Origin of the sequence: Gilliamella sp. CG22, from assembly GCF_046635725.1 — a bacterium.
Taxonomy (GTDB): Bacteria; Pseudomonadota; Gammaproteobacteria; order Enterobacterales; family Orbaceae; genus Gilliamella; species Gilliamella apicola_I.
This window is the reverse complement of record NZ_JBIDFK010000009.1, coordinates 1-13,003: the sequence shown is the minus strand read 5'-3', so window position 1 is coordinate 13,003 and position 13,003 is coordinate 1. Positions and strand designations below refer to the sequence as shown.

Below are 13,003 nucleotides of genomic sequence, written 5' to 3'. Positions count from 1 at the left end.
GTGAAAGCAAAGTCTATACACCATACGAGTGTTAAAAAACATGATTAAGGTTGCGAATTATACGCTTTAAACTGCTGGTAATCAAGCAATAAAAGCCTTGTTTAAACAGGTAACTGACCAATAGTTACTTGTAACTCAACCTTTTCACCGTTTCGCAATACTACTATGGGGACGGTTGTGCCTGGTTTCAACTCGGCTATTTGATCCATTGTTTGAATAATGGATTTTACAGGCTTGTTATCAACCATAATTAAAATATCATCTGTTTGTACTCCGGCTTGTAAAGAGGGACCTTCGGCATTAGTAACCAAAATACCTAAAACAACCGGCATATCGCTTGGATTTCGAGTAGGCGTAAATTCTAATCCATCAATACCAATATAACCGCGAATTATTTTGCCGTCTTGAATCAATTTATTCATTATCTTTACCGCTAAGGCCGTTGGAATGGCAAAACCGATACCTTCGGGTACTTCATTTCCTAAATTTTTAGCAAAGGTTAGGGTGTTAATTCCAACTAATTCACCTTTAGTATTGACTAGTGCCCCTCCAGAATTACCATGATTAATTGATGCATCAGTTTGAATAAAGTTTTGTCGACGATAAGGACTTAAACCATCACGTCCTGTTGCACTGATAATACCTTGCGTAATGGTTTGCCCAATATTATATGGATTACCAATAGCTAAAACAACGTCTCCAATCTTTGGTTCTCGGTTAGGATTGATGTGAATTGTTGGTATATTGGTAGCTTCAATTTTAAGAACTGCAATATCAACCAGTTTATCAGAACCAACAGTTAGCGCTTCAAAAATTCGTCCGTCTTGTAAAGCAACGATAATTTGTTCTGCACCATCAACAACATGATAATTGGTAATAATGTAACCCTGCTTACTCATAATTACCCCAGAACCTAGTGGTGTAATTGGGTTATCTGTCGATTGTTGAGACATTGCATTCACTGAACGGCTGTAGATATTCACAACCGCTGGTGCAGCAATTTTGACAGCATCAGAATAACTTATGGGTTCGTTATCAAAGATTGATCTTGAAAAGTTTGATTGTGTTCCATTGCGCAAGGTCGGAAATATAATCAATAGCACTATCGCTAAAACAGTACCAATCAATATAGGCCATAAAATTTTCTTAAGCATAATGATTTGATTGTAAAGGGTGATAAGAAGATTTTAGCACATCTGACTAGATGTTGAAATTAATGATTTTCGTCGATACAAAAGCATCGACGAAAAAAAATTTATTCAGGAATTAGCGTAAAATTAAATATAAACGGCTATCACCCCGAACAATATTTAGCGCAATTGCAGATGGTTTGCTGTCAATAATTTTACGAAGATCCGCAATATTGTTGACACGTGTTTTATTTACACCCGTGATAAGGTCGCCTTCTTGCAGGCTTAAACTTGATGCAGGTGAATTTTTAGCAATGCTCTCAATAATTACACCTTTTTGTCCTTTAATTTCACCATTAGTTAATATAGCGCCGTCAAGGGAAGCGTGTAAAGATTTTGCTTCAGTCGTCGATTCGTCGCTATTTTTTAATTTTACACTAACGGTTAGATTTTTACCGTCACGAATTAAACCTAATTCAACAGTTCGTCCAACACCAGCGGTAGCAATTTTAGCTCGTAATTCGGCAAAACTATCAACGGGTTTTCCATCCATTGACACAATCACATCGCCAGATTTAATACCCGCTTCCTTTGCGGCCGAGTCATCGATAACTTCACTAACAAATGCGCCTTTTTGAATTTCGAGATCAAACGCCTTTGCAATATCAGAAGTTAATTCATTCCCTTTTATACCTAATACACCCCGTTTGACTTCGCCAAATTCAATTAATTGCGAAGTTAAATTTTTCACCATATTACTTGGAATCGCAAAACCGATACCTACATTTCCACCACTAGGTGCAATAATGGCGGTATTAATTCCAACTAATTCACCATTTAAATTGACCAAGGCTCCACCAGAATTGCCTCGATTAATTGACGCATCTGTTTGAATAAAATTCTCAAAACCATTCATACTAAGTCCACTACGAGCAAGCGCGGAAATAATACCCGAAGTAACCGTTTGACCAATTCCAAAAGGATTACCAATTGCCACAACATAATCACCAACACGTAATTTATCCGAATCAGCGAGTTTCAGTGCGGTTAATTTTTTACCATCTTGAATTTGCAGTAATGCAATATCACTTTGTTGATCTTTACCAATTAATTTGGCTTGATACTCATGACCATCATTTAAAGAAATAATGATTTTATCTGCATTTTCAATAACATGATTATTGGTTACTACGTAGCCTTTTTCAGCATCAATAATGACACCAGAACCTTGACCAGTAAACGCTCTCGATTGACTGTCAGGATAACCAAAGAAACGTCTAAATTCCTCTGGCATGTTATTTTGCATCTGAGCAACACCTTCAACTTTAATGCTAACAACAGACGGTAATACTGTTTCTAGCATTGGAGCCAAACTCGGTTTTTCAGTATTATTATCGGTAGGTATCGATGGAAAAGCAGCATAAGCATTTGAAAACATCGATAAACTTATACTTATACTTAAAGCAATAACACTTAATAGTTTTTTTTGTTTTTTTACTGAATTGTTCATTTTACAACTCTCGCTTTTCGAATAATTTAAAAATAATAGAAACTTGTACTAGCGTTTACTAGTGAATTCGTATTAAGACCGTTGATCATCCGTTTTAAATAAATTTGAAGGATTATCAGAATAATCTTTAGGTTGCTTTTCTAAAACTAATTTTGGGCTACTGTCAGAATTATTTTCATCAAGACTAAGATTAGGCATATTTTCGCTACCAATAATCTGTTGCGAATTTTCTGCCATATGTTGATAAAGACGTCTAAACTCTTTAGCCATATTATCTAAGATTTCAGCACTGTGGGAAAAATGTTGAGCAATCATTTGTTTTTGAGTTTTCAACTCTTCTTGTGCTTTATCAAGCTCTCGTTTGGTATTTGCATATTGACGAGCTTTAGGACTAACCACATTCATTAAAATAGCGCCAACAATCAAGCCTATCACTAATCCAATTAAAATATAAATGATGATGTCTTTTTCCATAAATTACTCCTTGTACTTTATATAGTCTGATTATATAAAATTAATATAAACTTGCTAGTTATCATTTTGCATGGTTAGCAAGTTTAATCAATTGTTTTTTTAGTTTATTTGGTGCATTTTCTGCTAATGCATATAAATAAGTTGCACTAATTTGTGTCATGGTACTGTTCATTGTAGCATCATTTGACGAATGATTAACCCTTTGGGATGAAGGTGCAGCAATATCAGGATTAATACGATATTGAATTGATGCTAAAGATGGCAATAGGTTTTTGCGAATACCGGTTAATAAATTGCTTTGTTCATATTTTAGCCGAGTAAGCCAACTCGCTGAACTGACTTCAAGAATGAGAATACCTTGCCTAAAATTAGATACCCGACATTGAACATTTAACGGAGGAGGCAGTAGATCAAATACAACATTAGCTAATTTTTTTAACGCATATATTCTTTCTTGAATATGCAATAAAGAAGAATCTTGCGTCAAAATTGACGAAAGTATTTGTGGTTCATTATCACGCATAGGCTAACCTCATGCTCTCCATTATGATCTTTTGCTCTGTTTAAAAAACATACGCAATATATGACTAAAATAATTTAGCGCATCTAATAAAAAATATCTTACTAAAAAAAAACATTTACAGATAGTTAAAAAATCTTTTTCAAATTGTTAATCTAGCATACTGAAAATAAACAACTTGTTTTTGAAGTCGATACTTTAAAGGAATAGCACCGTTTAAAAACGTTTATTTCAAGTAATAGCATAATTATCGTTTTATAAAAAAGGAAATCATCATTTATAACTATTATTTTAACAAAGATATCCAAGCAGTAAATGACTAAAAGAAATAATTGATACAGATTACTTATGTCACTAATTTAATTTGATATATTTCAAATTAAAACATAAAAAATTGTTGAAAATTGTAAATAAATGACGTGGATTGTAATTTAAATAAGATTATCATTGCCGATTATAAAAATTAATAACAAAACTTAAAAAAATTTAATTAAACAGAAAAAGTATAAATAGTATGAAGCGATTGGGTTATCGTATTATGTCACTGTTTTGGTTTTTTGCATCTTAATTGTGTTTGTTAAAATATTCGCTTTAAATTATGTCCTGATCTAAAACCTGTATTTCAAACCGTATATTAATGATTTCTGTTCAATGACACTAAAATATTAAATACGGTGATTTTGGTTTAATACTTAATAAGTTTAGAAAAATTTAATTCAAATAAAACGTGTTATTATTTTAATAAACATGATTGAATTTTATTGATTTCTTTATTTAGTGCATCGATAACTAAGTCAGGATGTGATCGTTGTAAAGTTTTAACGTTTTCAAAACCATCATTTACTGTCGAACCCGTATATTGTTGAGCCTGTTTAATGTTGCTAAATAGATAATGAATATTGTTTTGATGGTGAGTAGCCGTTAAAGTATAACTGACAAAATATTTAGCGTTATAATGATAGTCGGTTATGGCATTGGCAACAACATGATTTCCTTCAACTAGCTTAATCGTTTGCCCCCCATTTATTGTGATCGATTGTTGATTAGGGATGTTGTATGAATACCACCAAGGTGATCCAAAATAACTTTCATTTGTTAGCACAACTGGTCCATTATTGAGTTCTTGTGCAGTACACAGCGACAAGGAAGAATGAAGATTTTGGGTTGGTATTGTTTTGCTATATTTATTGAGAATATCATCGCCCGATGCGTTTTGTGATATTTCGACGCCTTGGGTTTGATAAATCGACGCCATTTTGGGCGATGTACAGCCCGTTAGCACAGCAACAAGAGTGAATAAAATTATAAACGCTTTCATGGCTAGCTCCTCATAGGTGTTAAATGGTTTATTGATTAGTTTACTCATATCGATAAACATTAACCATAAATTGATATTTAAAATTGAATGAAAAGAACCAATGTTAAAAATGTGGAAATCAATAACAATTTTAGACGTTATGCGAGTGAGGTAAATAATTACCTCACATCATTAAGATAATATTAAACCTTTTTACCACGAATTTTTCGTGATAATCGTTTAAATCCATGGGTGAATTTTTTAATTGCCATAGCCATAGCCGGAACTTTAATCTTAATATTAAATCGTTCTTGCAGTTCTATGGCATCGTTAGCTTTGGTTAGCCAAATAAACCCTGAATTTGTTAAGTCGATGGCTTTAATTTTGCCATCTGGCGTTAAAATGAAATTACCGCCATGCACATCGTTAGAGACTAAATTATAATGATGAAGTTTTTCGATACAATTTTTGACTTGTTCGCCATGTAATTTCATTTCGTCCCTTGTTAATGAACGACCTTCGATAAAATTAAAAATCATATAGTGGCGTTTAGTTTTTTTATCGAATGCGACTAAATAAAGCTCATAAGCTATGTCGCATTTATCCTGCGAAATTTTAGCTAATTTGTGGATTAAATTGAAATAAAAATCACCGGTTATTTTGGCAATCAGTCGACGTTCCAAACGATTTTCAACGCCACCATCAATTTTAAAAATAAATTTGCTTTGGTTATGATTAATTAAATAAGTATATCTTTCAATACGATCACTAGGATCCAGTAATTCATGGTGACCTTCCTCTGCCAGAAAGTCATCAAACAGTTCAAGATAGTCAATTTTATCATTTTGGACGTAAGCGAACTTCATATCACCACGTTCAGTTTCAATTATATTTGCAAAGTTATTCAAATTACTTGGCTCCAACATACAACAACACAATTGGTTTATCTTAAACACTATCTATCTTAAAGTAAATGAAACGATGATAATTATAACGTTTACATAACCTAATTATAATCATCAAAATTTTGCGCTGATTAAAATGTTTTCTTATAATTGAAAATTATTGATAAATACGTTAACTGCTATTGATTACTATGCTAAATAAGTCATCAGTTTGGTTTCTCTATATTATTAAAACGGCTAATCAAACATTCTATACCGGTATTACTACAGATATAAGTCGACGTTTACATCAACATCAAACTGGTCAAGGAGCTAAATATTTGAAAGGTCATCAAGATCTTACGCTTGTCTATCAAGTTTATGTTGGGGATAAATCCACAGCTTTAAAGCTTGAGTATCGTATCAAACAACTTTCTAAGACTCATAAAGAAAAACTTATTGCACAATCGCCTAACTTAACGGAATTATTGGCAAGATTCATTGCTAACTAATTTATTTTTAGATGAGTTTATAATTCAAAATGCCGACATCAATGCTAAAGGTGGTGAGTAAATTGCTTTAGTTTGCTGTTCAAATTCCTTGAGTTGTTGATACCAAAAATCAACATCTGTGATCCAAGGAAAAGCAGCAGTAAAAGCCGGGTCTTGCCAACGTGTAATAATCCAAGCCAGATAATGAACCATTCTCATTGCTCTTAATGGCTCAATTAATTTAATTTGTTGACTATCAAAATCGTTAAACTCTTGATACATTTCTATTAAAGCATCAAGTTGTAGACGTTGTTCTTGCCGATTACCATTCAGTAACATCCATAAATCTTGAATTGCAGGGCCATTACGTGCATCATCAAAATCGACAAGTATGGCTTGGTCTCGCCATAATATATTACCAATATGACAATCACCATGTAAACGGATGCATTGCCAATCATTATGCCAATGTTGTTCAACGGCTTTAATTAGGTGTGTCAGGTTTGTTCTAAGCGCTGAATGAATATTTTTAGGAATAAACTGACAAGATAAAAGTACCTCTTGAGGCTGATAAAGGTACTCTTCAAGACCGATTGTCGGTCGGTGTATAAAGTTTTTTTGAGCGCCAATTTGATGCATTCGTCCTAATAACAGTGAGACTGACTCCATTTGTTCAATGTTATCAGATTCGTATTGTCTGCCGCCTATACTTGGAAAAAGCGAGAACAAATAACCTTGATATTCATGCAGAGTGTTGTTATTGACTATTATAGGCGTAACAACAGGGATTTCAGCATCAAATAATGCTTGGGTAAATTGATGCTCCTCAAGAATTTGCTCTCGATTCCAGCGATGTGGACGGTAAAACTTAGCAACATAACGTATTCGCTCTTCATCCATAAATTGGTAGACACGATTTTCATAGCTATTTAATGCTATTAAACCCGAATCAACACGTATCCCGATAGACAATAAACAATCAAGAATAAATTCCGGGGATAGCGCCTGGAATGAAAAAGCAGGATGATTCATTAATTTTCTCTTTTATTGTTGGTTAAACCATTCGTTTAATTGCCATTTTAATGGTTCAAGACCAATACGTTTTGGTGATGAGAAAGGGGATACTGTAATATCACCTTGAAAAGGTAAGATGGCTTCTTTGACCATATTAACTTGTTTTTTGAGCGCTCCAGACGCCAGCTTATCTGCTTTGGTCAATAACAACATGACGGGAATGTTCACCGATACCGCCCATTCAATCATCTGTTGATCTAAATCTTTTAAAGGATGTCTTATATCCATTAATATCACTAAACCTTTAAGGCTTTCACGTTTTTGTAGGTATTCCCCTAATGACTTCTGCCATTTTCGCTTGATTGTTTCTGGCACTTGCGCATAACCATATCCTGGCAAGTCAACCAACCGACAATTAGGCTCGACTTCAAAAAGATTAATAAGCTGAGTCCGCCCCGGTGTTTTACTGGTTCTGGCCAACCCTTTTTGGTTAGTCAGCGTATTAAGCGCACTCGATTTTCCTGCATTTGAGCGACCGGCAAATGCGACTTCTACACCACCGTCAAAGGGCAAATGTGAAATATCTGGTGCACTTAATATAAATTTAGTTTTTGCATAATTTAATGGTCGAATATCGTACATAAATAAGTATCCTATAAATGCGTAGACAGCATTTAATCGATTAAAATGCTGTTACTGTATAGAAAAACTTAAGCATTGACAACTTTTTCAACGGCTTTTGCAAATCGGTTCATCCCTTCTTGGATTTCATCTTCTGATATAATCAGTGAAGGTGTAAAACGTAATACATTTGAACCGGCATTTAAAATCATTACTTTATATTCTGTTGCGACGTTCAAAAAATCGCGAGCTTTGTCATGAAACTCAGGTTGTAATTCAGCGCCAATAAGTAACCCTTTTCCTCGATATTCTCTAAACACATTGAATTTGTCATTAATTTCTTCTAGTTTAGCAATAAATATTGCTCGACGCTTTTCGATCCCTGAAAGCACGTCTGGTGAATTGATAATATCAAACGCTTCACAGCCTACTGCACAAGCAAGAGGATTACCACCATAAGTGGTACCATGTACACCAACATGCATCACAGAGGATACTTGATCGGTGGTTAACATTGCACTAATCGGGAATCCGCCACCCAATGCTTTAGCGGAGGTTAAAATATCCGGTATCACATTGTATTGTTGATAGGTGTATAAACTGCCTGTTCGTCCCATGCCACATTGAACTTCATCAAATATTAGCAAGGCATTATATTCATCACAAAGCAACCTAACACCATTCAAAAATTCAGGTGTAGCCGATGCTAAGCCGCCTTCCCCTTGTACCGGTTCAAGGACGACCGCACAAGTATGATCATCCATGACCGCTTTAACAGCATTAAGATCATTAAACGGAACATGAACGATATCAGCTGGCTTAGGGCCAAATCCATCGGAATATTTTGCTTGACCCCCAACAGAAACCGTGAAAAAAGTGCGTCCATGAAAAGATTGGTAAAAAGAAATAATTTTAGTTTTATAAGGATGAAACTTTTTTGTGGCATAATAGCGAGCAAGTTTGAACGCTGCTTCATTGGCTTCCGCCCCTGAATTGGCAAAAAATACGCGATCAGCAAAAGTATGGTCAATCAGTTTTTGAGCAAGCATTAATGCCGGTTCATTAGTAAACACATTGCTGACATGCCACAATTTTTGACTTTGTTCTTGTAATGCTTTGATTAATCTTGGGTGGCAATGCCCTAAAGCGTTGACTGCAATGCCACCAGCAAAATCGATGTACTCTACGCCATTTTGATCCCAAATCCGGCTACCTTCACCTCTAACGGGGATAAATTGTGCGGGTGAATAAACGGGTAAAATGACTTTATCAAACAATTCTCGAGAAACGTTATGTTGCATTGTTACATCCTTACCTATATTGACATGTTGCAATCTATTTTATGCCAAATAGAGGTTTAGTAAAGTAAATAATTATTCATTTAATTTGAATTAAAATTCAGTTTGAAAGTTTTGCGTATGATAGCGACCGAATAATTTTCTTCTTTTACATAATTGTTTTCAGTTATAATTGGACACTATTTTTAATTGTATTTGGAAAAAGATTAATATGAGCCGCATTATATTTTGCCATTATTTACAAGAAGAATCGGAAGGTTTGGATTTTCAGCTATATCCGGGAGAGCTTGGCAAGCGTATATATAACGAAATTTCAAAACTAGCTTGGCAAGAATGGCTTAAAAAACAAACCATGTTAATCAACGAAAATAAACTCAATATGATGAATCCTGAACATCGAAAAAAAATTGAAGATGAAATGGTTAAATTTTTATTTGATGGTGAAGATATCATTATTGATGGCTATAAACCACAAAATTGAGAAATCACATGAAAAATAACATAAAAATTATTACATTATTTGTTACTGCAAGTTTTTTAGCGGGTTGTCCTAGTAAAAATGCAAATTTCGATAATGAAGATTATTATGTTAAAGATACCAATGCATTTAATATTTTAATCAGCCAATATGCTAATAATATTGAACAAATATGGGGGCCCAAAGAGGTGCTTATTGCGGGACCTAAAGATTATGTTCAATATGAGGATAATTTAGAAACGCGAGTTCACATTAACTTTGTTTCTGGGGTGATTACGATAGAAACATTGTCTGATATGCCCATAATCAGTTTAAAAGATGCTATTGTTTCAACGCTACTAATGCCAGAACCAGATGATATTATTCGGCATGGTAAAATGGGGCAGGATCAGTCACAAGAGCCTTTTTTGTATAATCAGGTGCTTGACCAAGAAATGCAACCTATTCGTTGGAGTGGTAGAGCCAATAACTTTGCTGACTATGTTCTTGCTTATAATATGCAAGTTCGCACATCGGGTTCTCATCAAATTACTTATGTTGAAATTAAACTTGTTCCTAATCATATCAATCAGCGCGCCAGAAAATTTTTACCGTTAGTGATTGAAGCATCAAATCGTTACCTTATAGATGAACGATTAATTTTAGCGATTATGGAAGTTGAATCGGCATTTAACCCCTATGCTGTGAGTCGTAGTGATGCACTTGGATTAATGCAAGTTCAACAACATACTGCTGGACGCGATATTTTTTCATTAAGGGGAAAATCAGGGGAACCTAGCAGGCAATTTTTACTCGATCCTAAAAATAATGTTGATATGGGTACCGCTTATTTATCACTATTAAAAACAAAATATCTAGCTGGGATTAATAATCCTATTTCTTTGAGATACGCAATGATAACATCTTATAATGGTGGTGCAGGTAGTGTACTTCGTACCTTCTCTAGTGATCGTAACGAAGCGATTAACATTATCAATTCTATGACCCCACAGCAAGTATATCGAAAATTGGTTACTTCCCATGTTTCACAAGAGTCTCGCAACTATCTTATCAAAGTCAGTAGTATATTAGACAATAGGTAGGATATAAAATAGTCGTGCCATCATATTATATTGATTTATTTATATTATGATGGTCTTTATTAAAGAAACAATAGTTATTTAATTAATCCCGATTTGTTAATTTTAAATTTCACTTCTTAAAAAAAGCTTACCGTGAAGGTAATTGAAATTGATAATAATCTGTTTTATTTGCTGTTTAACCGCTTACAACTCTTAGCAAATAAGGAGTTGATGCGGTTTCAACCTAAACTTAGAATAAGTGAAAATAATAGTAAAGTTTTAGCCATTAAATTTTTAGTAAATTTTATCTTTTCTTTATATCGTTTAAGGTCATCAACCTAAATTTAATAACAGAGTTGCAATAAAATGAAAGGAAATGCTAATTCATGAATAAATGTAAACGGTTCCGTATTTTTTCTGATCTGGTAATAGGTTTGTTGATTTTGCTTGGATCAATTTTTGCTTTCGCTAAAACAATGACTAATTTAATCATGCTTAGATCTATTGATGATGAATTAAATACAACAGAAAAATTGAACTCAGGCATCTACCATTCTGGACTCTCCTTACAAAAGTTATTTCTTGCTTCTTTGGGATTTTATAAAGATACAAATTATCCGATTAAAAATGTCGGATCTCACAATGAGATATATCAGCAACCTAATTTAGATAATCACTGTCAATTAGAAACATTGTTTTTCAGTCATAGCCATTTTGTTACAGCGCTATTTGAAAAGACTGTTACTGTTATAAAAGAACTATTATCAATAGACAATAAATACAGTGTAATCTCGGCTGCTCAATACGGACTTTTCAAAAACAATGTTAATGCGGCATCCTTTCAGATTTTAGGTCAATGTGTTGTGCAAGATAGCAATTTGCTAACTAATTTATTTCAACGAAAAGATAGAGCGTATAAAAAATACACATAAAGATATTAACTTGATGATATCTTGATAGTTTAAGACAAATATTTATTATTTATTGATCGTTTTATTCGATCAATATGTTATGTCAGCTCAAAAAGTCTCAAACTAAAATGTTATTTAAATCATTAATTATTAATTAAATGTTAACTTAAAACGATAATCGGTATAGATGTTAATAAAAGACATTTAACTGAACTAACAATAAATAAAAATAATAGCTATTAAAAGAAAGGAAATAAATTAGATGAAAAAACATAACTGGACCCGACATCCGCTTTGTTTGGGGATAAGTGTTGCTTTTTTACTCGGCTCAAATGGTGTTTATGCCGGTACGGATAACGTGCCCAAATTGAACATTATCCGGGATGAGTTTAATGCAAAAGAAAAGCTTAATTTAAGTATCTATAATCCTAAAGTGAAGTTAACTTCACAAGGATTATTTACAACACCAATGGGGCTTTATGTTTATACCAACTATCCAACCAAAATTGCGGAATACCAAATCACCATTTACCGACAATCTGATTTAGATAACCAATATCCCTTAAAGACTTTCCGTTTTAGTGATATCAGCCCTTATGAAGCGGTATTATGGAATGGCGATACGGATAATGGTGAGCCATTATCGATTGATAGCGAGTATAAAGCGATTTTAACCACCACCAGTTATGACGGTTTGAAAGACAATGTTTATGCGACATTTTTTAAGACATTAGGTTATGGCAGTGCACAAACCGACAGTGATTTTATTTCCTATAGCAAATCTAACCTCCAATCTACCTCGTCGAATTTATTATTTGGCCAATTAAAATCAGACAGCACCATACCGGGCTTTGGTGAAAGCCGAATAAACCATCAGGGCATCGTCACCAGTGCGCAAGACCGTAAAGTGGTCATTCAAATGGCGGGACTGGAAGATAAAAAAGCAGTGATGCTCAATGGTGAGCGCTTAGTGGTGGACGACAATGGTCGAGCCATGCGCGAGATAATTTTATCCCCGGGTGATTATCAGTTTGATTTAAGCTGGCAGGATGAGCAGGGTCAGACCTACACACAGCAGGAAAAGCTGGTGGTGGAGCAGGAAGATGACCTTTTCTATGTGGGCATAGTGGATGTGACGTATGCGCAAAACAATGTCAGTGGCGACGGACAATCCATACTGGAAGAGGCAGACAGTCATCACTACAGCGGCAAAGGGAGCTGGGATGGACGGGTTGCTTTTTACTTAAAAGCGAACAAAGGTGATTATCGCATTACCGCCCATTTAGACACAACGGAAACCCGGCTGAAAAATGC

General features: G+C 34.3%; 14 protein-coding genes. 5 read left to right on the top strand and 9 right to left on the bottom strand.

The genetic code is table 11. The features are described 5' to 3' along the window. Positions 1 to 101: 101 nt before the first annotated feature. The 6 genes from degS to ACGH46_RS08575 all read right to left on the bottom strand — a co-directional run bounded on the left by degS (position 102) and on the right by ACGH46_RS08575 (position 5,839). Positions 102 to 1,154, bottom strand: a complete 1,053-nt coding sequence (degS, locus tag ACGH46_RS08600; RefSeq protein WP_267351941.1) for an outer membrane-stress sensor serine endopeptidase DegS — start codon at positions 1,152 to 1,154, stop codon at positions 102 to 104. A gap of 112 nt (positions 1,155 to 1,266) precedes the next feature. Then, complete coding sequence (locus ACGH46_RS08595) at positions 1,267 to 2,640, bottom strand: Do family serine endopeptidase (protein ID WP_324101220.1); 1,374 nt, start codon at positions 2,638 to 2,640, stop codon at positions 1,267 to 1,269. A 72-nt stretch (positions 2,641 to 2,712) separates the two neighbouring features. After that, positions 2,713 to 3,114, bottom strand: coding sequence for a ZapG family protein (locus ACGH46_RS08590; RefSeq protein WP_065559659.1), 402 nt, complete (start codon positions 3,112 to 3,114; stop codon positions 2,713 to 2,715). Between the two features lie 61 nt (positions 3,115 to 3,175). After that, entirely contained in the window at positions 3,176 to 3,637 is a 462-nt protein-coding gene (locus ACGH46_RS08585; protein ID WP_267351938.1) for a DUF721 domain-containing protein, read from the bottom strand. 730 nt (positions 3,638 to 4,367) lie between these two features. Beyond that, positions 4,368 to 4,952 (bottom strand): hypothetical protein, encoded by a 585-nt coding sequence (locus tag ACGH46_RS08580; RefSeq protein WP_411605291.1) that lies wholly within the window; start codon positions 4,950 to 4,952, stop codon positions 4,368 to 4,370. 182 nt (positions 4,953 to 5,134) lie between these two features. Further along, entirely contained in the window at positions 5,135 to 5,839 is a 705-nt protein-coding gene (locus tag ACGH46_RS08575; RefSeq protein ID WP_411605289.1) for a lipopolysaccharide core heptose(II) kinase RfaY, read from the bottom strand. Between the two features lie 188 nt (positions 5,840 to 6,027). On the opposite strand from ACGH46_RS08575, the gene ACGH46_RS08570 reads away from it, so the two are divergent. Further along, a complete protein-coding gene (locus ACGH46_RS08570; protein ID WP_267351934.1) occupies positions 6,028 to 6,327 on the top strand; it encodes a GIY-YIG nuclease family protein in 300 nt (99 codons plus the stop codon). 24 nt (positions 6,328 to 6,351) lie between these two features. Here the strand turns inward: ACGH46_RS08570 and ACGH46_RS08565 are convergent, their stop codons facing one another. The 3 genes from ACGH46_RS08565 to ACGH46_RS08555 form a co-directional block, all read right to left on the bottom strand. Continuing rightward, the gene (locus ACGH46_RS08565) at positions 6,352 to 7,338 is read right to left on the bottom strand and encodes a serine/threonine protein kinase (RefSeq protein WP_411605287.1); all 987 of its coding nucleotides are present in this window, start codon (positions 7,336 to 7,338) and stop codon (positions 6,352 to 6,354) included. A 12-nt stretch (positions 7,339 to 7,350) separates the two neighbouring features. Then, positions 7,351 to 7,962, bottom strand: a complete 612-nt coding sequence (gene yihA / locus ACGH46_RS08560; protein WP_065559653.1) for a ribosome biogenesis GTP-binding protein YihA/YsxC — start codon at positions 7,960 to 7,962, stop codon at positions 7,351 to 7,353. 68 nt (positions 7,963 to 8,030) lie between these two features. Continuing rightward, positions 8,031 to 9,242, bottom strand: coding sequence for an aspartate aminotransferase family protein (locus tag ACGH46_RS08555; RefSeq protein WP_411605285.1), 1,212 nt, complete (start codon positions 9,240 to 9,242; stop codon positions 8,031 to 8,033). A gap of 208 nt (positions 9,243 to 9,450) precedes the next feature. Here ACGH46_RS08555 and ACGH46_RS08550 point away from each other — a divergent pair, with 208 nt between their 5' ends. The 4 genes from ACGH46_RS08550 to ACGH46_RS08535 all read left to right on the top strand — a co-directional run. Further along, entirely contained in the window at positions 9,451 to 9,720 is a 270-nt protein-coding gene (locus ACGH46_RS08550) for an oxidative damage protection protein (protein ID WP_065559651.1), read from the top strand. Positions 9,721 to 9,728: 8 nt separating this feature from the next. Next, positions 9,729 to 10,799 (top strand): membrane-bound lytic murein transglycosylase MltC, encoded by a 1,071-nt coding sequence (mltC, locus tag ACGH46_RS08545; protein WP_411605283.1) that lies wholly within the window; start codon positions 9,729 to 9,731, stop codon positions 10,797 to 10,799. Positions 10,800 to 11,164: 365 nt separating this feature from the next. Beyond that, positions 11,165 to 11,710 carry a hypothetical protein gene (locus ACGH46_RS08540; RefSeq protein ID WP_411605281.1) on the top strand — a complete coding sequence of 182 codons (546 nt, stop codon included), beginning with the start codon at positions 11,165 to 11,167 and terminating at the stop codon, positions 11,708 to 11,710. Between the two features lie 241 nt (positions 11,711 to 11,951). Beyond that, positions 11,952 to 13,003: hypothetical protein (locus ACGH46_RS08535; protein WP_411605279.1), on the top strand; the 1,052-nt coding region annotated here is incomplete at its 3' end.

Bases quoted from the DNA above. Each gene is read 5' to 3' on its own strand.
- ACGH46_RS08550 (WP_065559651.1), top strand. From the start codon at position 9,451: ATGAGCCGCATTATATTTTGCCATTATTTACAAGAAGAATCGGAAGGT.
- mltC (WP_411605283.1), top strand. From the start codon at position 9,729: ATGAAAAATAACATAAAAATTATTACATTATTTGTTACTGCAAGTTTT.
- ACGH46_RS08585 (WP_267351938.1), bottom strand. From the start codon at position 3,637: ATGCGTGATAATGAACCACAAATACTTTCGTCAATTTTGACGCAAGAT.
- ACGH46_RS08540 (WP_411605281.1), top strand. From the start codon at position 11,165: ATGAATAAATGTAAACGGTTCCGTATTTTTTCTGATCTGGTAATAGGT.
- ACGH46_RS08555 (WP_411605285.1), bottom strand. From the start codon at position 9,242: ATGCAACATAACGTTTCTCGAGAATTGTTTGATAAAGTCATTTTACCC.
- ACGH46_RS08590 (WP_065559659.1), bottom strand. From the start codon at position 3,114: ATGGAAAAAGACATCATCATTTATATTTTAATTGGATTAGTGATAGGC.
- ACGH46_RS08570 (WP_267351934.1), top strand. From the start codon at position 6,028: ATGCTAAATAAGTCATCAGTTTGGTTTCTCTATATTATTAAAACGGCT.
- degS (WP_267351941.1), bottom strand. From the start codon at position 1,154: ATGCTTAAGAAAATTTTATGGCCTATATTGATTGGTACTGTTTTAGCG.
- ACGH46_RS08565 (WP_411605287.1), bottom strand. From the start codon at position 7,338: ATGAATCATCCTGCTTTTTCATTCCAGGCGCTATCCCCGGAATTTATT.
- yihA (WP_065559653.1), bottom strand. From the start codon at position 7,962: ATGTACGATATTCGACCATTAAATTATGCAAAAACTAAATTTATATTA.
- ACGH46_RS08595 (WP_324101220.1), bottom strand. From the start codon at position 2,640: ATGAACAATTCAGTAAAAAAACAAAAAAAACTATTAAGTGTTATTGCT.
- ACGH46_RS08580 (WP_411605291.1), bottom strand. From the start codon at position 4,952: ATGAAAGCGTTTATAATTTTATTCACTCTTGTTGCTGTGCTAACGGGC.